The sequence below is a fragment of the Celeribacter sp. genome, from assembly GCF_048266405.1.
Lineage (GTDB): Bacteria > Pseudomonadota > Alphaproteobacteria > Rhodobacterales > Rhodobacteraceae > Celeribacter.
Window position 1 is genome coordinate 267,403 of the sequence record NZ_JBLWZO010000001.1, and the last position, 21,375, is coordinate 288,777.

Genomic DNA, 21,375 nt, shown 5'->3' on the forward strand with positions numbered 1-21,375 from the left:
AGCACATAAAGGCCACGTCATGTCGCTCAACGCAACAATCGCAGCAGTCACCCAACGTATCATCGATCGTTCCCGTCCAACCCGCGAGGCCTATCTCGCGCGGATGACCCAAGCGGCCGAGGACGGACCTGTGCGAGCGCACCTCACCTGCGGCAACCAAGCCCACGCCTATGCCGCAATGGGTGAGGACAAAGCGTCACTGGCGGGCGGACGCGCCCCCAACCTCGGCATCATCACCGCCTACAACGATATGCTGTCAGCGCATAAACCTTTCGAGCGCTTCCCCGATCTGATCCGCGCCGCAGCCCGCGAAGCAGGCGGCACCGCTCAGGTCGCAGGTGGTGTGCCCGCCATGTGTGATGGCGTCACCCAAGGCCAACCCGGCATGGAATTGTCGCTTTTTTCGCGTGACACCATTGCCTTGGCCGCAAGTGTCGGCCTGTCGCACAACTGCTTTGACGCCGCGCTCTATCTTGGCGTGTGCGATAAAATCGTCCCCGGATTGGTGATGGCCGCCGCTACCTTCGGCCACATCCCCTCGGTATTTGTACCCGCGGGGCCAATGGCCTCGGGCCTGCCCAATGACGAAAAATCGAAAGTGCGCCAACAGTTTGCCACGGGCGAAGTGGGCCGCGACAAGCTGATGGAGGCCGAGATGGCCTCTTATCATGGCATTGGCACCTGCACCTTCTACGGCACGGCCAACACCAACCAAATGCTGATGGAGATCATGGGGCTGCACCTGCCCGGAGCATCCTTTGTAAACCCCGAAACCGATCTGCGCGACGCGCTGACCAAAGCGGCGGCAAAACGCGCGATGGAAATCACCGCCCTTGGCAATGACTTCCGTCCAGCGGGTCACATCCTTGACGAGAAAGCCTTTGTAAACGGCCTCGTCGGCCTGATGGCGACGGGCGGCTCGACCAACCTCGTGCTGCACCTGCCCGCGATGGCGCGCGCTGCGGGGATTATCATCGACCTGCAAGATTTCTCCGACATTTCCGAAGTCACGCCGCTCATGGCCAAGGTCTATCCAAACGGTCTGGCCGATGTGAACCACTTCCACGCGGCAGGCGGACTTGGCTATATGATTGGCGAGCTGTTGGGTGCGGGTCTCTTGCATGAAGATGTGAAAACCATCGCGGGCGACGGGCTTGGCCTTTACACCAAAGAGCCGAAACTCATCAACGACGAGGTTGTGTTCGTGGATGGCACCAAAGAGAGCCTCAACGACAAAATCCTGCGCCCTGTTGTGGATGCGTTCCAAAAATCGGGTGGCCTTAAAGAGCTTAAAGGCAACATCGGACGCGGCGTGATGAAGGTCTCGGCTGTGGCCCCAGAGCGGCGCATCGTCGAAGCAAAAGCCCGCGTGTTCCACGACCAAAAGGACGTCAAAGTGGCATTCCAAGCAGGCGAATTCACCGAAGACACGGTGGTGATCGTCCGCTTCCAAGGCCCACGCGCCAACGGGATGCCCGAATTGCACTCCCTCACCCCGACCCTCGCCGTTCTTCAGGATCGCGGCTTGAAAGTGGCGCTTGTCACCGACGGGCGCATGTCGGGCGCATCGGGCAAGGTGCCCGCCTGCATCCACGTCTCGCCCGAGGCGCTCACAGGCGGCGCGATTGCCAAAGTGCGCGATGGCGACATGGTGCGTGTCGATGCCGAAGCCGGCACGCTCGAGGTGCTCGAAGAGGGTTTTGACGCCCGCGAGCCTGCCACCGCAGACATGTCCGCCAACGCATTCGGCATCGGGCGCGAATTGTTCGAGATTTTCCGCCAGAATGCGGGCAACGCCACCGAAGGTGCGGCCTCCATCCTGTGAGGGCCGCCTGTCGGTGCGATCTCTTGACCCTTGACGCTGCCGCCCCTTTGGGGTTGTTAGGGCTAACAACCCCCCATTCGCGCGAAAGGACATCCCATGACGCCGCAGGAAGCCAGCAAGAAAACCGCAGAAGTCTGCGCCCTCGCCCCCGTTGTTCCCGTTCTCGTGGTCAACGATGTGGCCCACGCCCGCCCACTCGCCGAGGCGTTGATTGCCGGCGGCCTGCCTGCTCTTGAGGTCACATTGCGCACGCCTTGCGCGCTCGACGTGATCCGCGAGATGGCAAAGGTTGAAGGCGGCGTTGTTGGTGCGGGCACCCTGTTGACCCCTGCCGATGTCAAAGCGGCTGTTGAGGCAGGCGCGACATTCGGTGTTTCTCCCGGAGCCACAGACACGCTTTTGGACGCATGCGAAGCCGCCGACCTGCCACTTCTGGCGGGCACAAGCACAGCATCAGACGTGATGCGCCTGCTTGAGCGCGGCTATACGGTTGCCAAGTTCTTCCCCGCCGAAGCCAATGGTGGCGCGCCCGCACTCAAAGGCATCGGTGCGCCGCTGCCGCAGATGAAATTCTGCCCCACAGGTGGCATTTCGCTCAAGAACGCGAATGACTACCTGAGCCTGCCCAACACGCTCTGCGTTGGCGGCTCGTGGGTTGCCCCCTCCGATCTGGTGGTCAAAGGCGATTGGAAAGCGATTGAGGAATTGGCCCGCGAGGCCGCGAGCCTGTCGCGCTGATCCATCAATCAAACCAATAAGACCAAACACCAACGGGCACTCACGGGTGCCCGTTTTCGGTTTTGAAACGCCTTGCCCGTCCGCGCGACATCTCTCCGGCTTATTGGCCCTAACCGATTTTCAACACCTGCGTTCCCGCTTTGGGAATATCGGTTTCACCCGCCAAAACAGACGACAGTTGCGTGGCTTTCGACAATGAAGGCACTGACTGCGGAGGCAGGTTTGGCGCAAGCGCACCCGCCCGAACAGCACCAACGCGGCGCTCGGACCCATGTGCATTGCCTCCGTTGCGGCTCTGATCGAACAGCGTCCACATCAACGCCGCCCGCGCGCCCGAACTGCAATATGCCACTGTCGGATGCGGGAGAGTGTCGATGGCCTTAGCAAAATCCGCGTGATTTGTCGGCGTCGGACCAGACCGTTTGATGGGGATATAGCACACCCTCATGCCGACACGCTGCGCCTCGGCTTCGATCTCCGAAAATTGCGGTTGATCCATGCTTTCGCCATCAGGGCGGTTGCAAATGATGGTTTTATAGCCCTGCTCGGCCAAGCGAGCGATTTTGCTCAACTCGAGCTGCGTGGCGATTGTGAACATCCCGTTGATGCGTTTGATCTTCATGTCACGGGCCCCCTTGCTCTCAGACAAGGGGCAAGATCACGTCAAACCCTTTCGCACCAGTTAATTGCACCATTATACATGCGCACAATTGTAAGATTAAACGCCGCGCCGCGCCCGTGAGCCGCCGCGCCGCCCCTGCGGGCCTTGCAGCTTGCCCAATCCGTCGGTGAGCACCTGCGTCATCGGATGATCTGCCATGCCGCGCCCCGCATAGACAGCCAACAGACGGCGAATAGCGATTGCAGGGTCCAGTTTAGGGTCCAGTTTAATCGCCCAATCGAGAAAGATCGACCGCGCCTCAACGAGGCTCAAGCCCTCAATGTGATAAGACTCGCGGATCAACCCGCCTGGATCGAGATTCGGATCGACCACAATCGGGTCGGATGGGGGGGCGGGCGCGAAATCAGTCATGGCACAGCTTTCTCTTTACCTGCTCGGCATAGTGCGACATGGCAGCCGAGGCAAGGGAGCGCCACCTATGGCGCGGACCGCTCAAGGATCGCGTCAAGCATCACGGCAGCGGCACGAGTGGTGACATCAATTGCCCCTGCAAGCTCCTCCACCGTTTCAACTCCGTTAGAACGGCACAAAAACGCGCGACCGCCCTCGCCCACGGCCTCCATGTCTAGCGTCTCCCCCGTCAGCAACCGCGCTGCAGACTGCAACCGCCATGTCATGCGGTAGGCCTCGCAAAGGGCAGAGGCCTCATCCTCGGTCAGCCAGCCATATGCCGCCCCTGCCTTGAGTTGCGCATAGATGTTTTGGTCGGGAGCGCCTGACAACAGCGCCGCCGCTTCGGCGACCAATTCGATATCCATCATCCGCCCGCGACCGTTTTTAGGGTCCCACGTCGAGCCAGGTTTGGCCTCAGCCAAGCGACGACGCATGTCCTGTGTCTCGCCACGAATTTTCGCCTCATCCTTGGGCGCGGCCAAAAGACCTCTGCGAAACGCCTCGACATCCGCCATCAACCCCGCATCCCCCGCAACAGGTGTGGCACGGGTCATGGCAAGATGCTCCCAGACCCATGCTTGGGTGTCTTGATAGGTTTTGAACGCCTCAAGCGAGGTGGCCACGGGGCCTTGCTTGCCTGATGGGCGCAGGCGCATGTCCACCTCATAGAGCCGCCCTTCGGCGGTTTGCGCGGTGATTGCCGTGATAAGGGCTTGCGTGAAGCGGGCGTAATAAGTCCTTGATTGCAAAGGCCGTCGCCCCTCTGACGCATCAACACCATCGGCATCATAAATCACGATCATATCCAGATCGGACGCCGCCGTCAGACGCCCTGCGCCAAGCGAGCCCATGCCCAAAACCATCGCGCCGCGCCCGGGCGCCTCCCCGTGTTTACGCGCAAATTCCGCCACCACGAAAGGATAGAGGGCGGCCACCGAAGCCCGCGCCAAAGCGGCATATTGACCGCCCGCTTCATCAGCGGAGATCAAGCCGCGCAACTGATGAACCCCTATACGAAAGTGCCATTCCTTGGCCCAGCGACGCGAGGCATCAAGCTGCCCCTCGTAGTCGTCGATCCGTGCCAACTGACGCGTAAGCTCCGCTTCCAACACCTCTTGTTCGGGCCACGGCGCAAAGAAATCCCCGCCGATAACCGCGTCCAGAACCGAAGCGTTGCGCGACAGGTATTGCGCCAGATGCGGCGCGACAGACACAATATCGAGGAACAGATCAATCAGCGGCGGATTGGCCTCGAACAGCGAAAACACCTGAACCCCTGCGGGCAGTTGTTTCAGGAAGCCGTCAAAATGCGTGAGGGCTTCGGCGGGGCGATCCAGTTTTTGCACCCGCGCCAAGAGGTCGGGTTGAAGACGGCTGAAAATGGTCTGCGCCCGCTCTGAGCGCAGGGACGGATAGGTGGACCACCGCGCAGTGATCTCGCGCAATTCTTGTGACAATTCGGGGGCTTTGGCCACGTCGGCGGGGGCAAAAAACTCCTCTGTGAGATCATGCACCCGCTCACACCGCGCGGTGATCTCGGCCCGCATTGCGTCCGTATCGGTGCCCATAAGAGCCGCCAGACGGTCAAACTCCTCGGGCGTTGTCGGCAAGCTATGGGTCTGTTGGTCGCGCAGCATTTGCAACCTATGTTCGACCTCACGGTGAGCGGTGTAATCGTCGATCAACGTGCGCTCAATACCCTCTTCGACCCACCCCTTTTCCGACAAGGCCGTAAGCGCCTCCACCGTGCCGCGCATCCGCAACGCAGGATCGCGCCCGCCTGCGATCAACTGACGGGTCTGAGCAAAAAACTCGATCTCGCGAATGCCGCCTAGCCCCAGTTTCATGTTGTGGCCTTCAAGCGTGAACGCACCACCGAGCCCTTTGTGCTCGCGGATTTTCAGCCGCATATCATGGGTCTCTTGGATGGCGTGGAAATCGAGATGCCTGCGCCATACGAAGGGGGTCAGATGGGTGAGGAACCGCTCTCCCGCCTCCACATCCCCCGCCGCCGCCCGCGCCTTGATATAGGCGGCACGCTCCCATGTACGACCCACGCTTTCATAATAGCGCTCCGCTGCATCCATCGCGAAACACACGGGCGTCACCGAAGGATCTGGCCGCAAACGCAGGTCGGTCCGGAACACGTAGCCCTCGCCCGTCAGGTCGGACAAGGATGCCATCGCCTTGCGCGTGGCGCGAATATAGGCGGCACGGGCCTCCATTTGATCGGAGCAGTCAAAGCGCGTCTCGTCAAACAGGCAGATCAGGTCGATATCGGAGGAATAGTTCAATTCCCCTGCCCCGTGCTTGCCCATAGCAAGCGCCACAACACCGCCGCAGGTTTCGATGTCGTCCTCACCCTGTCCGGGCACTTTGCCACGGGTGATCTCACGGGCGATATGAGCGCGTAGAGCGACATGCGTGGCAGCGTCGGCCAGATCGGTCAGCGCGCCCGTGACCTCATGCAGCGCCCATATGCCGCCAAGGTCACATAGCGCTGCGATCAGCGCGATACGCCGTTTGGCCTGACGCAGCCCGTCGTCGATCTTGTCAAAGGGCAGCGCCAAGATACGGGCCAACTCGTCTTTGACCGCCTGTTCAGGCGCCTCCAGTGCCGCAGGGAGCCACTCGGTTTCGCGCAACACCAAGCCGTGCAAATAAGGCGCCGACCCCGCCGCCCCGTCTACAAGCCGCGCCAAATCGCCCGTCAGCGCAGGCACAGCGGCACAGGCATCAGCGCCACGGTCAGCCTCAAAGGCGCGTGGAAGACGGGTGATACGGGATACTGTTGACATGAGGCCTCACTTCTTTTGCGTCACTGTAGTCAAACGATGTGCAGCGGTCTTGTGCAAGATCAAATCGGATGGCAGGTTTGCGCAACCGATTGCCCTCAAAGAGAGTCCGATGTCCAAAAGCCTTAAACGCGTCACCCAAGCCCTCACCGACGCAGGGCTATCCGCGTCCATTCTGGAGATGGATGGCGAGACCCGCACCGCCGCGCAAGCCGCAGAGCAAGCAGGTTGCGCGCTCGATCAAATCGCCAAGTCGATCATTTTCCAAGGCGCGGACAGCGGCACCATCTATCTCTTTGTCACCGCAGGCGGCAATATGGTGGATGCGGACAAGGCCGCGCAGCTCGTGGGCGAGCCATTGGGGCGGGCCGATGGGAAAACCGTGCGCGCCGTGACAGGCTTTGCCATTGGCGGCGTCTCGCCCGTGGGGCACCTGTCACCGCCGCACAGCTTCTTTGATCCACGCCTGATGGCATTCGACACAGTCTGGGCTGCCGCAGGAACGCCGCGCCACATATTCGAGATCGCCCCTGCCGATTTACAGCATATTTCGGGGGCCAAAACGGGTGATTTTACCCAATAAGTGGACAAATTCACGGCCCCACCCGCTTTGGACGAGAAAAACATCGCCGATTAAGTATTTGAAAAATAACAATAAAACAAGTTAATGTAAAAAACATTTACATATCCCCTTGTCGCAAACGCCCCATCTCCCCATATCGGTAATGTGAAAGACATTAACTTTAACATCACACGATAAGGAAAGAGACCCAACATGACCTCCGTTGCATCCACACACTCCGCCGCTCCCGCGCCAAACATGCTGCGCCGCGCCGAAATGTGGCTTGACGATAAAGGCAAAGGCGCCTGGATCGCAGCCACGGTTATCGGCTTCATCTTCGTCTGGCCCGTGGGCCTCGCACTTCTCGCATATATGATCTGGGGTAAAAACATGTTCGCCTGTAAACACAAATCCAAACGTCACAACTTCCGCCGTCATGCGGGCTACGCCATGAAATCGTCGGGCAACTCTGCCTTTGACGCCTATAAGGCCGAAACCCTGCGCCGCCTCGAAGAGGAACAAGGCAGCTTTGAAGCCTTCCTTGAACGCCTGCGCGCCGCAAAGGACAAAGCCGAGTTTGATCAGTTCATGGATGATCGCGCCAAAACAGCGACCTCCGAGACTGATACGGATGTGAACGCCAAAGAAGACGCGTAAGCACCGATCCGACAGACACCGTTGGGCCGCCCTCCTGTCCCCCGAGGTGGCCCGACCCTCCCACTCGCAGCCCTCAACTCTATGGGGCTTGCGGGTGGGCAATTGACAAACCTACATAAAACACTCACCCAAGAGTGAGCCAGAGAGACAGAACAATGCCCAACACCCACAGCGAAACAGATATCTGGGGCTTGCCAGACCCCGTGTCCCAAGCCGCCTTTTACGACAGCGTGCCGACCAAGCGCCTTGTGGCCTTTATCTTTGACATGATCGCGATTGTGATCCTGTCCGCCCTAATCGTGCCGCTGACAGCCTTCACAGGGATCTTCTTTTTCCCGTTTCTCGTGACCGTGATGAGCTTCGCCTACCGTGTTGTAACCCTTGCAAATGGTTCTGCCACGCTCGGGATGCGGCTGATGGGGATCGAATTTCGCACTGCGCAAGGCGAGCGGTTCGATCTTAAATACGCGCTGATCCACACGACGCTGTTTACAATCTGGGGCATCTTTTTCTTTGCTCAGGTGGTGTCGATCGTACTGATGCTGACCACCGCCCGCAAACAGGGCCTGTCTGATATGCTTCTTGGCACGGCGGCAATCAACAAACCGTCCTTCTACTAAACGCCTCTGCGGCACACTGTGGCTCGCCCGACCATCACACGGCCCGATGCTCCGCGCACCGGGCCTTTTATTCTGTTTGGCTCTCACCGCAAAAAGGTGCCTCGGATTTGAGCAAGTGTGGGGCTTGGCCTTGGGACTTGTTTTGAGTACGCTGACCATAAGACCGAAGTTTTCGCCCCTTAGCCCAGATACGATCGTTCGCTCATGCGTCACTCTCTGCCCTTTGCGCCACAGTTCTATGTGACGGCTCCGCAACCCTGTCCCTATTTGGACGGGCGTATGGAACGCAAGCTGTTCACAGCCTTACAAGGGGACACAGCAGAGAAACTCAACGACACGCTCTCCAAACAGGGGTTTCGGCGTTCGCAAAACGTCCTTTACCGCCCGACCTGTACCGATTGCGCCGCCTGTATGTCGGCGCGTATCCGTGTGGCGGATTTCAAACCATCGAAAAGCCAACGCCGCGCAAGCAACAAGAACGCCTACCTCAAACGCGCCTCGACCGCACCGTGGGCAACGGAGGCGCAGTTCGATCTGTTCCGCGAGTATCTGGAAACGCGCCACGCCGATGGCGGCATGGCCGATATGGACGTGTTCGAATTTGCCGCGATGATTGAGGAAACTCCGATCCGCACCCGCGTGATCGAGTATTACACCCCCTCAAAGGGCGGTCAGCCGCGCGAATTGGTGGCGACCTGCCTGACCGATCTTCTCGATGACGGGCTGTCGATGGTTTACTCCTTCTACGATCCCGCCTTCATCAAGGACAGCATCGGCACCTATATCATTCTCGATCATATCGAGATCGCCCGCGAGGCAGGATTGCCCTTTGTCTACTTGGGGTATTGGGTGCCCGGTTCACCGAAAATGGGCTACAAGGCACGCTTCTCCGGCCTTGAGGTACATCGCGGTGGAGAATGGGAACCCCTCTCCCCCGATGCGGATTATTCGGCGGAACTCCATCCGCTCGACAATGAACCCATCGCAAGCCAAGTGGCGCGGATCGAGCTGCCCGAAGTCTTTCATGCCCCCGCTGAACCGGACGCTCCAGACGGGTCCGAGACTTGAGACGCTCGCTGTCTGCGGTCTGAAGCTCTAATGATACGGCACGTGTAGCGCATCGACCCGTGCCAGCATCTGCACCAACAGACCCAATTGCTCCGCCAAAGACACGGCCAGCGGCGCGACTTCCGCGCGGATCATCAAGAGCGCCATGAGGGTGGCATCTTCGCGCTGCCCCTGTGCGGCAAGACGCACGAATTGCACAAAGATCGCCTCATCCGCCCCCACGCAATTACACGCATTCGAATGCGACAGCAGCGGACGACGCCCGTGGGATTGCAGCATGGCAAGCAACTGCCCCGCAATACGCGCGACATCACTGTCACGGCGGGCCTCGGGGACACCGCGAAACAGCGAGACGAGAAAGCGGTCTTCGGCGGGCAACGTATCAAACGCACCAACTGTGGCGGCCCCTGCGGACAGGCTGTGTTGAAATGACATAAAACCCTCTTTGCTTACTATGCGAAACGAGGCATTTGGCGCGCCCCTTCTTTTCTTATTGTTTTTGTCGGATATAAAATCAAGTCAAAAAGAAACGGCCCCGCGATTTAGGCGGGGCCGTGCCAATCTGTAATGTGATGGGTTTAGTGGCCGATCAGGTTGGGGACAATCGTCACAATCGACGGGAACATCCACAACGTCCCGATACCCACAACCTGAATAAGCACAAACGGGATAATGCCGCGATAGATGTGACCCGTCGTGACCTCCTTGGGTGCCACACCGCGCAGATAGAACAGCGCAAAACCAAAGGGCGGCGTGAGGAAGGAAGTCTGAAGGTTCACCGCGATCATGATCGTCACCCATTTCGGGTCCATCGTGCCGCCGTAGATGACGGGGCCAACGATGGGCACCACGATGTAGATGATCTCAAGGAAATCGAGCACGAAGCCCAACACAAAGAGCACAGCCATCACGATCAGGAAGACCGTAAACTCGTTGTCGAAGCTGCGCAGGAACTGCTGGATGTAATGCTCGCCGCCAAAGGAGATCACCACGAGGTTAAGCAATTGCGAACCGATCAGGATGGTGAAGACCATTGAGGTCACTTTCGCCGTTTCGCGCACAACAATGCCCAGTGTGCCATCTTTGAACAGCACATAGCAGGCGTAGAGAATACCGAACATCGCATAATAATACGCGCCCAGAGCGGCCAAATAGGCCACCCAATCCTCAAACGGCACATCGCCGCGTCCCATACGCAGGTCAAAGTTGGCACCCACAAGGATCATGACGACTACCGCAAAGGCCCCACCGAGGATGATCTTGCTCGTTTTGTGCTGATCCGCGAGCTTGCGGTAAGCCGCCAACAACAGCGCCCCACCTGCCCCCAAGCCCGCCGCGGGCGTCGGGTTGGTCACACCGCCCAAGATCGAGCCAAGCACGGCAACGATCAAGACGAGCGGCGGGAAGACCACGCGGAACAACTCGTTTTTGGAGAGGTTCATCGCTGCATGTTTCATGCCATAGGCAATCGCAGCAAAAGGGATGAGATACAGCAGGAACGACGTCCCGTGGCTCATCAACGGTCCCACCAGAGTGGCGTCGATCAACAGGACCGCCAGAATACCCATGACACCGATCAACAGCCCCTTGGGATCACCCGTTGGCGCAACACCGCGCGCCAAAGAGAGGGTCAAGCCCAACAGCGCCATAACCACGAGCAAGCCAGTACCGAGTTTCGGCGCGGTTTCGACAGCTTCGAGTGTGAGCGCTTCGATCTCTTCCGCCGTGCGTTCAACCGACAGCTTTGCGCCACCTGCGTCTTCAATGGCTTTTTGTTCCGCAACGGCCGTGGCCCATGCCTCTTCGCCGTGCAAATCGATCATGGCGGCTTCGCAGCTCTCGGACACATTGGTGCGCAAGGACGCCTGAGCCCCACCCTCGGTGAACTGGTTCACATGGATGACTTGCGAGCCCGACAGACCGACCTGCGATGACATGATAACGCTGCCGATGATCAGCACAGGTACCGCGAGGAACCACAACAAGGCGTCACGGCGCGGGATAACGTCGTGAGATGTATGCTCAAGATGCACAGGCGGGGCCTTTTGCGGATTGAACATCGCATAGACGAATGCATAGGCCGCATAGAGGAACGCAAGCATGATCCCCGGCAACATCGCCGCTTGGAACAAGGTGCCAACGGAGACCACAGCAGGCTCACCGAGGTAGGTCAGCGCATCCGAACAACCAACGGACTGCGCCCGCGCCTCTTGGGCGGCGGAATACAGATCGCCCGCAAGCGTTCCGAGCAGCACAATCACGATGGACGGCGGAATGATCTGACCCAATGTGCCAGAGGCCGCAATCACACCCGTCGCCAATTCAGGCGAGTAGTTGTGGCGCAGCATCGTTGGCAGGGACAGCAGCCCCATAGTCACAACAGTCGCTCCGACGATCCCCGTCGAGGCCGCAAGAAACGCACCCACGATCACAACCGACACGGCCAGACCACCGGGCAACGGGCCAAAAACGCGGGCCATTGTGGTCAAGAGATCGTTGGCAATCTTGGAGCGCTCCAAGATGATCCCCATCATCACAAACATCAACACAGCCAAAAGCGTCTCGATGGACGCGCCCGCAAACACGCGCTCGTTCATCCGGTTGACGATAAAGGACAGGTTGCGATCCATCGCCTGCTCCCACCCACCCGGGAAGAGAGCTTCGGGATAGACGGGCAGATCGGGGTACCTGAAATGCGAAATATTGACGGGATTGACCCCGCTATTCACCAAATCACGGTAGGCTTGCGATCCTGTATCAATGGCCTGATGCACAAGGATGCCCGCACCGTCCAACGCCGCGATAATCGCAAAGGACAAAAGCCCCGCCCCGCCGATGGCAAAAGCAACGGGGAACCCTGTGAGAATTCCGCTGAACAGGCAGAGGAATACAATGATGAGGCCGATTTCTACGCCATCAAGTCCGAAAATCATGTGTCTATTCCTTCGCCGCGGTTTTTGTGGCTGCGGTCGTAATCCGCGTGTCTGACATCAACATGCCCTGTCCCTGCGCCTTCATTAGTGCGTTCCCTCGTAGACTTCTTCACCTTCCCCGAGCGTGTCACGATCAAGGTACTTGCCAATACTCTCTTCACCTTCGATCAGCTCCAGATAGGAGCGATAGAAGAACGCGAGCGCTTGCAAAATCACAAGACAGAGGAAGGACAAGATCAGGACTTTAAAGAGAAAATATCCGTTAAACCCGTTGGCCGAAAAGGACACGGTTTCGACGTTCCATTTCACGATCCGCGCCTTTTTCAGCATCAGATCAATCTTGTCGGAGGCCGACACTTTGGGGGTGATCAGGTGACGCCAGAGGAAGAACCACGCATACATCCACGTCAGCATCGCCACGGGTAGCATAAAGAACAGCGCGCCAAACATGTCGATCATGCGTTTCACACGGTGGCTGACACCGGCGTAAACAAGGTCCACCCGCACATGGCTGCCTTGGATAAAGGCGTATGAAACACAAAGCGACACGACGAGCGCGTTCTCGAACTTGAGACTTTCAGAAAACCACCCGACGGATTGCGTAAATCCCGCACCAAAGGGCGCGATGGTGATCTCTCCGAGGCGGAAAATGGATTGCAGGAACACCACCATGATTTGCTGCAAGACCATCAACAAACCCGCCCAAGCCGCGACACGGCCCACGGTGTTGTTGATTTTCTCTAGCCCCCGCACCAACGCCCACAACAGCGGACGATAGAAAAAGCCGATCACAGTCAAAACAATTACGATATCGAGGAAAACGAAGAGCAATTCCTTTGATCCGCCATAGTAAACGAAGCGCAACAGGCTTTCTTTGTTCGACCAATCGAGCCATGCCGACGGGTGAAGGATTGCTTGGATGATATGCCAGAATCCGAGGCCAAGATTGACGAACAATGCTAGGATGGCGTCGAAAATGATCCCGAAAAAGCCAAGTTTTTCTTGCTCTTCCATGTGTGAGGTGTCCCCTTCCCGAACCGTTTTGGCGGTATAGACACGCGCAACATTCGGTGTCTACAGGGCGAAAACGGTGTATTTTGAATGCCGAGATGCGCACGAAATCGCGCGCATCCCGATATGTGTGACAGGCAAAGCCTTATTTCAGGTTTGCAAGAACGCGGTCACGCTGTGCGGTATAGGCGCTGTCGGAACGCGCCGCCCAACCGGACGTCGAGGACATAGCCGCTTCAGCAGAGTTGCGGATTTCCGCAAACATCTCGTCGTCCATGTAACCGTCCAGAACCTCTTTGGACGCTGCGCCATAGGCATCCCAAATGTCATTTGAGAATTCTTTGACCTGAACACCGCCCGAGATGAGACGCTGAAGTGCAGGACCGTTGTTCGCCATGAACAACGAGTAGTTGTGCTGATGCGAGTCGCCCGCGGCGATTTCGATCACTTTTTGCTGCGCTGGTGTGAGGCTCTCGAAGACTTCGAGGTTGGTTGCCACAGACAAAGCTGCACCTGGTTCGTGGAACCCTGCGGGATAGTAATAGTCGCAGACTTCTTGCAGACCGAGTTTCTCATCGGACCACGGTCCGATCCATTCGGTCGCATCGAGAGCGCCGGAGGACAGGGCCTGATAGATTTCACCACCAGCAATGGTCTGAACGGACGCGCCCATCTTGGAGACGGCTTCGCCACCAAGACCTGGCATACGGAACTTGAGACCTTGGAAGTCGGCAGCCGATTTCATTTCCTTACGGAACCAACCGCCACCTTGGGCGCCTGTCTGGCCCGCGATGAAGGATTTCAGGCCGAAGATCTCGCCGAGGTTGTGGTGCAGCTCCATGCCGCCCATGGCGTAATACCACACCATCATTTCAGGTGCGGTCATGCCGAAAGGCACAGTGGTGAAATACGCCCATGCAGGGTGCTGACCGGTGAAGTAGTAGTCGGCACCGTGATACATATCGGCCTGACCTGCGGTCACAGCGTCAAACACTTCGAGGCCGCCAACAAGTTCGCCTGCGGCTTTGGCTTCGACGGTCACTGCGCCGTCAGTCATTTCGGTGACGGAATTGGCGAAACGCTCAACACTATCCCACACGCCTGCGAGGCCACGGGGCCATGTAGTCACCATTGTCAATGTGCGCTTACCCTGTGCGTAAGCGGGGGCAGCAAGTGTGGACGCAGCGGCGGCAGACGCGCCACCGAGTGCGGTAGTTTTCAAAAATGAACGACGATCCATAGAGATTAATCCTCCCAGAGTGGTCTATGGCCAGTATTTGGACCCTGTGCCGCACGAAATTGGGAAAATGAAGAGACATGTCCGCCACGTTTCACATGTGAAACGCGGAAACATGAAACACAAATCTCCTCCCATACGCGCAGACCAAGGACCGGCTCGTAACGAGGACGTTAACGAGCAAGGCGGGTCGAATAAATACCCAAGACTACGCAGAAGGCGCATATTTCCACGCAGTTTTTGCGCCTGAGACAGAAAATTACGTGGAAATCGCCCGATGATCACGCCCGCGATTGACGCCCGCGCGTCTGTCCCTATCGTGCGATACGACCCTGCCCGTCACCGAAGGAATACACCTGCGCGGATGAAACGTCTCCTGACCCAAATCAGCTACGCGCACAAACTCTTTGTGCTCGCCACCGTCCCGCTACTGTTAGCGGTGGCGGCGATTGCGGTCTTGGTGGCGCATCAATCGCGGGCGATGGCCGAACGCGAGATTGCCGATCTGGAGGCGCAGCTCATCTCCGCCAAACAAGACGAGTTGCGCAACTATGTGCAATTGGCCCGCGCCGCCGTATCGGCCACCTACAACCCTGCCCCGCCCGATGACGCCGAAGCCAAGAAACTCGTCACACAGCGCCTCGCGGCGATGACCTATGGCACGGACGGTTATTTCTTTGTCTATGAATATGACGGCACCAACCTTGTCGCGCCGCGCCAAACCGACCTGATCACCCGCAACTGGGCGGGTCTGACCGACAGTGCGGGCACCCCTGTTGTGGATCGCCTGATTGAACTGGCCAAACAAGGTGGCGGTTTTCACGAATATCTGTGGACCAAACCCTCGACGGGCCAAGAGGCACAGATGGTCTCCTATGTGATCGGCCTACAGGACTGGCAATGGGTCATCGGAACAGGTGTGTTTCTGGATGATGTACTGACCTCTGTGGCCGCCGCCCGCGCCCAAGTGGAAAACCGCGTGCGCCGCACCTTTTTCTATATCGGTGCGATTGCCTTGGCCGCCGTGCTTTTGGTGTTCATGTCGGGCGTGACCATCACCATCCGCGAACGCCGACTGGCCGATGCCAAGCTCAAAGAACTGACCCAGCGCATTTTCGACACACAAGAGGAAGAACGCGGTCGCGTCGCCCGCGAATTGCACGACGGGATTTCGCAAATGCTCGTCGGTGTCCGCTACGCACTTGACCTCGCACGTCGTCGCCTTGCCACGGGCGATGACCGCGCGCCCGAGAGCCTCGACAAAAGTGTCGATATGCTCGGCAGTGCCATTTCCGAAGTGCGCCGCATTTCGCGCGATCTGCGCCCCGGCATTCTGGATGACCTCGGTCTCGGCCCCGCACTTCAAGCGCTCACCGAAGAATTTCAAAAACGCACAGGCATTCAAACCGAGTTGGAAACCGTGGTGTTTCGCAACCGCCTTGATGAAGAGGCCAAAATCGCCCTGTTTCGGATTGCCCAAGAGGCATTGACCAATATCGAACGTCACGCCCATGCCACCGAAGTCAAAGTTCACCTCGCAGGACATCGCACGGGCGCCTCCATGCGGATAATGGACAATGGCCGCGGCCTCCCCGATCTGCGCAGTCCCGCGTTTCGTGGGCAGGGACTTGGCCTGCGCAACATGGCCGAACGCATGGAACAGCTTGACGGCACGTTCAAGATCACGCACGGAAACCCCGGAATGATCATCGACGCCACCGTACCGCTCAAACACCTGTTACCGCCCGCCTCCAACACGCCTCCCAAGAAGGAAGTTCAATGACACATTCACACACCCGCGTCCTGATCGTCGACGATCATCCAATGGTGGCCGAAGGCATACGCGCCCTGTTGGAAACTTTCGACGATATCGAGGTGGTGGAATGCCTGACCAACGGACAGGAAGCCGTAGACCAACTGGCAGAGCTGGCGCCCGATGTGATCCTGCTCGACCTGAACATGCCACAGATGGGCGGGCTGACGGCGACCGAGATCATCTTGGAGCGCGCCCCCGAGACCCGCATTTTGATCCTGTCGATGCATGACAGCCCCGAATATATCGGCGCGGCCCTAAGCCACGGCGCTATGGGCTATGTCCTCAAAGATGTGCCGACCGACGACGTCAAAGATGCCATCGACACGGTGATGCGCGGCGAGAAATATCTGTGTGATGGCGCGCAGGCGGCAATGAGCCCGAAAACCCGCGACGGGCGCGAGGCACTCACGGGGCGCGAGCAAACCATCCTGTTGGAACTGGCACAGGGCAAATCCAACCGCGATGTGGCCGAAACCCTCGATATATCCGTGCGCACGGTCGAAACCCACCGCAAGAACATCAAGCGCAAGCTGGGTATTTCGTCCACCGCGGGGCTGACCCGCTACGCCTTGGAGCACGGCGTGTTGCAAGGCACGGGACGGTTCTAAGCCGCGCTCAAACGCCCGCCTTCATCATATCGCGGATTTTGACGGCTTTTTCGAAATGGTCCAGTTCATGTGTCTTGATCCACCATTCGGCGGCTTCCATCAATAATTCCGGATCGTCATTCTTATTGGCAAAAAACGCGTAGAACGACAGGCCCACGGCCTCGCCCTTCTGCGCAATTTTAGCCTCGCACACTGCAATGACTTTCTCTCTCAGACTTGCCCGCATCACCCTCTCCCGCTCTCGTCAATCACAGCAGACATGCTTGACCGAAAAGGAGCGCCCGAAGGCGCTCCTTGCGATGTTGAGTAGCACGAGGATCATCCCCGCAGCAAACGCTTAGCCGATCATAGCGCCGTCTTTGCGCCACACCGAGATCACAGATGAGCGTGGTTTGCCAGCACCATCTGGCCAGCTTCCACCAGGGTGCTGAATGCCCACAAAGGCGGTCTTTTTGTCGGCGGACCAGCACAGGCCAGTCACTTCGGCCCCGTGTGGTGCAGTCAGGAAGCGTGCGATTTCGCCCGTGACAGGATCGCCGACAAGCATCTGGTTGTTCCCTTGGCCCTCAAATTCGCCCTCGTTGCTGTCGTCACCATCCGTCTGGATCCACAGCATGCCATCGGAGGAGAAGGCCATACCGTCAGGCGAGTTGAACATATTGCCAGCAGTGATGTTTTCAGAGCCGCCATAGGCATTGTCATAGACGTCGGGGTTCCCCGCCATCACGTACAAGTCCCACGTAAAGGTCTGCGCACCGTGGTCTTCGCCCGTTGGCATCCAGCGCACGATTTGACCGTAGTTGTTGGTCTCACGCGGGTTGGGGCCAGTCGCAGGTGTGTCGTCGCCACCTGCGTTCGGCTTCACGCCGCGGTTCTTGTTGTTGGTCAGGGCGCAATAGGCTTCGCATTTGAGCGGGTTGGCTGCGATCCATTCGGGGCGGTCCATTGTGGTGGCGCCCACTTTCGAGCCAGCAATCCGCGCAAAGACCAAAATCTCTTCAATGGTCATGCCCGTCGCTTCTGGCGTCAGGGGCAACCACTCGCCCGTCAGATCGTCATTGAACTTGGCGACATACAACTGACCGTCAGAGAGCAAACCGTCGGTTGACCCACCCTCGACGTAAGTGCCGTTGGAGACGTATTTGTAGATAAACTCGCCGCGCTCATCGTCGCCCATGTAGACCACAACGCGCCCGTCATTGGCCTGAACCATCTCGGCGTTCTCATGCTTGAAACGTCCCAGAGCAGAGTGTTTGACAGGTGTAGACGCAGGATCAAGCGGGTCGATCTCCGTCACCCACCCGTGGCGGTGCGGCTCGTTTGGCTCGGCGGCGAGATCAAAGCGCGGATCGAATTTCTCATAGGCATAGCGCCCTTCACCCCCGATCCCGTAACGGATATTGCCTTCGGTCCCTTCCACAGGGGAGGTTGCACCGAAGTAGCCGTTGAAGTTCTCTTCGCAGGTCAGATAGGTGCCCCAAAGCGTGCGGCCAGAACCACAGTTGTTCATCGTGCCCTTGGGCGACAGACCCTCCGGGTCAGCATTGGTTTTTACCAGATCGGAGCCAGCCACAGGACCGTCCATCGTCATCACGGTCTCATGGGTGATGCGGCGGTTATAAGGGCTGTCGAGGACAACGCCGTAACCTTTTGCGGTCTTGGCAACTTCCATCACCGTGACGCCCTGCATATTCTTGAGCAGCGTCACTTCATCAGCCGACTGCGGCATCCCTGCGGAGGCTTCGGGCAGGTTGATTTTGGGGTTCACGTATTCGGAGTTCACCGCGATGATTTCCTTATCGCCATCGGTGAACAGCTCCATACCGTCCGTATTCTCACCGAACACACGGTCGGACATAGAGACATCCACACCGCCCACTGGCGAATAGGCCGATTTTGCATCGGAGAACAGCGGATCGCCCCAACGGGCCAGAACATTCCACTCATACCCGTCTGGGACGTGAATGTCGTAATCGGTCGAGATGCCAATCGGTGCAAAAGCAAATTGCGACGTCTGCGCCTGTGCGCCCTTCACAGAGCCAAGAACCCCTGCCCCCATGACAGCGGCACCGGAACCAAATGCCAAAACACCGCCCAAGAAGCCGCGGCGCGACATGGCGCGATCTACAACTGCGTCAAAGGCATTGTTATCGGGGCGCGGATCGCGCAACTCGTCAAAGTCGTCCCATGACAAATCAATCGTGTTCTTGTCGTTCATAGCTGGCTCCTGAAGCGTGCTGAAATGGCTGTGTCAGATCGTGGACCTGCGTGGTCCATCGTCACGCGTGGGTATGAGCAGGTTTCTTGACCGCCATGTTTCACTTTTCCAAAAGTTTCATGACAGGGGAAAATTTTGTAATCCGCCCCTCAAAGCCCAATTTTTGTAACTTAATTTCAAAATCAATGGGTAGATGCGACATTTTATTCATAATCGCGGCCATTTTTGCGGTTGACGCCCCCGCATCGCAGTCCTAAGTTCGCTTTCACACAGTAAAGGAGCGAACGCCATGCTTGGCATTCTTGTCGTACTTATTGGAAAAACGCGCATGGGCCTGTAATCAGGTTGACCATATCGGTTCCCATGCGCCCCCGAATTCGGGGGCTTTTTTATTGCCCGCATGGTGGCTTGCCACCCACGACCATGACACGAGACGCGTAAGAGGAAAAAGAGATGACACGTCAGATGACCGGCGCTCAAATGATCGTCCAAGCCCTGAAAGATCAAGGCGTCGACACGATATTCGGCTACCCCGGCGGTGCCGTGCTACCGATTTACGACGCTATTTTTCAGCAAAATGATATCAAGCACGTCCTCGTGCGTCACGAGCAAGCTGCCGTCCATGCCGCAGAGGGTTATGCGCGCTCGACGGGCAAACCTGGCGTGGCACTCGTGACCTCTGGCCCTGGTGCGACAAATGCCGTGACAGGTCTGACAGACGCGTTGCTCGACAGTATTCCGATTGTTGTGCTCTCTGGTCAGGTTCCCACCTTTATGATCGGGACCGACGGGTTCCAAGAGGCCGACACCGTTGGCATCACCCGCCCCTGCACCAAACATAACTGGCTCGTCAAAGACACCGAGAAACTGGCCGAAACCCTGCATCAGGCCTTCCACGTGGCCACATCAGGTCGCCCTGGTCCCGTGTTGGTCGACCTGCCAAAAGATGTGCAGTTCGCTGATGGTGAATACACAGGCCCCGCAAAGATCAACATCAGCCACTATCAACCGACGGTCAAAGCCTCGATCGAGGATATCACCGATGTTGTGGCCATGATCGAAAAGGCCGAGCGACCCGTGTTCTACACGGGTGGTGGCGTCATCAACTCAGGCCCTGCCGCGTCGCAACTGCTGCGCGAACTTGTGGAGGCCACGGGCTTTCCGATCACATCAACCTTGATGGGCCTCGGCGCCTACCCCGCCTCTGGCGAGCATTGGCTCGGAATGCTCGGGATGCACGGTCTCTATGAGGCCAACATGGCGATGCACGGCTGTGATCTGATGATCAACATCGGCGCACGCTTTGACGACCGCATTACCGGCCGCATTCAGGACTTCTCGCCGCACTCCAAGAAAATTCACATCGACATCGACCCCTCGTCGATCAACAAGGTAATCCGCGTCGACAAGCCCGTGATCGGCGATGTGGCCCATGTTCTTGAGGACATTCTCAAGGTCTGGAAATCACGCGGCCGCAAAACCGCCGATATCAGCGCGTGGACCGACCAGATCGCGCAATGGCGGTCCATCAACTGCCTGACCTACACAAACTCAGAGACAATCATCAAACCGCAGTATGCGTTGCAACGCCTTGAGGCGCTGACCAAAGACATGGATCGCTACATCACCACCGAAGTCGGCCAACACCAGATGTGGGCTGCGCAATTCCTCGGCTTCGAAGATCCCAACCGCTGGATGACCTCGGGCGGCCTTGGCACGATGGGTTACGGCTTTCCCGCGTCGATCGGTGTGCAGATGGGCCATCCCGACAGCCTCGTGATCAACATCGCGGGCGAGGCCTCGTGGCTGATGAATATGCAGGAAATGGGAACGGCGATGCAATACGGCGCCCCCGTCAAGCAATTCATCCTCAACAACGAGCGCCTCGGCATGGTACGTCAGTGGCAAGAATTGCTGCACGGCGAGCGCTATAGTGCCTCGTGGTCCGAAAGCCTGCCCGATTTCGTGAAACTCGCGGAAGCCTTCGGCGCGAAGGGCATCCAATGTTCCGACCCCAAAGATTTGGACGATGCGATCATGGAGATGATCAACTACGATGGCCCTGTGATCTTTGATTGCTTGGTTGAAAAACATGAGAACTGCTTCCCGATGATCCCGTCGGGCAAGCCTCACAATGAAATGTTGCTCGGAGAGGCGTCCACCGAAGGCGCTATCAAATCCGACGGCGCGGTTCTGGTGTAAGGAGAGACAC

At 58.1% G+C, this 21,375-nt stretch carries 18 protein-coding genes; 9 read left to right on the forward strand and 9 right to left on the reverse strand.

Going from position 1 to position 21,375, the window contains the following annotated elements; translation table 11 throughout:
- Positions 1-19: 19 nt before the first annotated feature.
- Positions 20-1,825 (forward strand): phosphogluconate dehydratase, encoded by a 1,806-nt coding sequence (gene edd, locus ACN0TS_RS01380; RefSeq protein ID WP_417258165.1) that lies wholly within the window; start codon positions 20-22, stop codon positions 1,823-1,825.
- 96 nt (positions 1,826-1,921) lie between these two features.
- Entirely contained in the window at positions 1,922-2,563 is a 642-nt protein-coding gene (gene eda, locus ACN0TS_RS01385; protein ID WP_417257522.1) for a bifunctional 4-hydroxy-2-oxoglutarate aldolase/2-dehydro-3-deoxy-phosphogluconate aldolase, read from the forward strand.
- A 109-nt stretch (positions 2,564-2,672) separates the two neighbouring features.
- Here eda and ACN0TS_RS01390 read toward each other — a convergent pair whose 3' ends face one another.
- From ACN0TS_RS01390 to ACN0TS_RS01400, 3 genes are all read right to left on the reverse strand, one after another.
- A complete protein-coding gene (locus ACN0TS_RS01390) occupies positions 2,673-3,185 on the reverse strand; it encodes a TIGR01244 family sulfur transferase (protein ID WP_417257523.1) in 513 nt (170 codons plus the stop codon).
- Between the two features lie 96 nt (positions 3,186-3,281).
- Positions 3,282-3,596, reverse strand: a complete 315-nt coding sequence (locus tag ACN0TS_RS01395) for a hypothetical protein (protein ID WP_417257524.1) — start codon at positions 3,594-3,596, stop codon at positions 3,282-3,284.
- Between the two features lie 65 nt (positions 3,597-3,661).
- Positions 3,662-6,436 carry a glutamine-synthetase adenylyltransferase gene (locus ACN0TS_RS01400; RefSeq protein ID WP_417257525.1) on the reverse strand — a complete coding sequence of 925 codons (2,775 nt, stop codon included), beginning with the start codon at positions 6,434-6,436 and terminating at the stop codon, positions 3,662-3,664.
- A gap of 109 nt (positions 6,437-6,545) precedes the next feature.
- Here ACN0TS_RS01400 and ACN0TS_RS01405 point away from each other — a divergent pair, with 109 nt between their 5' ends.
- The 4 genes from ACN0TS_RS01405 (at position 6,546) to ACN0TS_RS01420 (ending at position 9,340) form a co-directional block, all read left to right on the forward strand.
- Positions 6,546-7,016 (forward strand): YbaK/EbsC family protein, encoded by a 471-nt coding sequence (locus tag ACN0TS_RS01405; RefSeq protein ID WP_417257526.1) that lies wholly within the window; start codon positions 6,546-6,548, stop codon positions 7,014-7,016.
- A 192-nt stretch (positions 7,017-7,208) separates the two neighbouring features.
- Complete coding sequence (locus ACN0TS_RS01410) at positions 7,209-7,652, forward strand: DUF2852 domain-containing protein (protein ID WP_417257527.1); 444 nt, start codon at positions 7,209-7,211, stop codon at positions 7,650-7,652.
- A gap of 155 nt (positions 7,653-7,807) precedes the next feature.
- Entirely contained in the window at positions 7,808-8,272 is a 465-nt protein-coding gene (locus ACN0TS_RS01415; protein ID WP_417257528.1) for an RDD family protein, read from the forward strand.
- Positions 8,273-8,476: 204 nt separating this feature from the next.
- Entirely contained in the window at positions 8,477-9,340 is an 864-nt protein-coding gene (locus tag ACN0TS_RS01420) for an arginyltransferase (RefSeq protein ID WP_417257529.1), read from the forward strand.
- A 27-nt stretch (positions 9,341-9,367) separates the two neighbouring features.
- Here the strand turns inward: ACN0TS_RS01420 and ACN0TS_RS01425 are convergent, their stop codons facing one another.
- The 4 genes from ACN0TS_RS01425 to ACN0TS_RS01440 form a co-directional block, all read right to left on the reverse strand.
- On the reverse strand, positions 9,368-9,775 hold the full coding sequence (locus tag ACN0TS_RS01425; protein WP_417257530.1) for a hypothetical protein: 408 nt from the start codon (positions 9,773-9,775) through the stop codon (positions 9,368-9,370).
- A gap of 143 nt (positions 9,776-9,918) precedes the next feature.
- A complete protein-coding gene (locus ACN0TS_RS01430) occupies positions 9,919-12,273 on the reverse strand; it encodes a TRAP transporter large permease (RefSeq protein ID WP_417257531.1) in 2,355 nt (784 codons plus the stop codon).
- 84 nt (positions 12,274-12,357) lie between these two features.
- A complete protein-coding gene (locus ACN0TS_RS01435) occupies positions 12,358-13,287 on the reverse strand; it encodes a TRAP transporter small permease subunit (RefSeq protein ID WP_417257532.1) in 930 nt (309 codons plus the stop codon).
- A gap of 142 nt (positions 13,288-13,429) precedes the next feature.
- Positions 13,430-14,524: a TRAP transporter substrate-binding protein gene (locus ACN0TS_RS01440; RefSeq protein WP_417257533.1), complete on the reverse strand. Its 1,095-nt coding sequence runs from the start codon at positions 14,522-14,524 to the stop codon at positions 13,430-13,432.
- A 361-nt stretch (positions 14,525-14,885) separates the two neighbouring features.
- On the opposite strand from ACN0TS_RS01440, the gene ACN0TS_RS01445 reads away from it, so the two are divergent.
- Positions 14,886-16,304, forward strand: coding sequence for a cache domain-containing protein (locus ACN0TS_RS01445; RefSeq protein WP_417257534.1), 1,419 nt, complete (start codon positions 14,886-14,888; stop codon positions 16,302-16,304).
- The gene (locus tag ACN0TS_RS01450) at positions 16,301-16,945 is read left to right on the forward strand and encodes a response regulator transcription factor (protein ID WP_417257535.1); all 645 of its coding nucleotides are present in this window, start codon (positions 16,301-16,303) and stop codon (positions 16,943-16,945) included. Before ACN0TS_RS01445 ends, ACN0TS_RS01450 begins: the two co-directional genes overlap by 4 nt.
- Before the next feature lie 7 nt (positions 16,946-16,952).
- On the opposite strand, the gene ACN0TS_RS01455 is transcribed toward ACN0TS_RS01450, so the two are convergent.
- Positions 16,953-17,171, reverse strand: a complete 219-nt coding sequence (locus tag ACN0TS_RS01455; protein ID WP_417257536.1) for a DUF6500 family protein — start codon at positions 17,169-17,171, stop codon at positions 16,953-16,955.
- A gap of 111 nt (positions 17,172-17,282) precedes the next feature.
- Complete coding sequence (locus ACN0TS_RS01460) at positions 17,283-19,163, reverse strand: PhoX family protein (protein ID WP_417257537.1); 1,881 nt, start codon at positions 19,161-19,163, stop codon at positions 17,283-17,285.
- A gap of 453 nt (positions 19,164-19,616) precedes the next feature.
- Between ACN0TS_RS01460 and ACN0TS_RS01465 the strand changes: the two genes are divergently transcribed.
- Positions 19,617-21,365 carry an acetolactate synthase 3 large subunit gene (locus ACN0TS_RS01465; protein WP_417257538.1) on the forward strand — a complete coding sequence of 583 codons (1,749 nt, stop codon included), beginning with the start codon at positions 19,617-19,619 and terminating at the stop codon, positions 21,363-21,365.
- Positions 21,366-21,375: the final 10 nt, after the last annotated feature.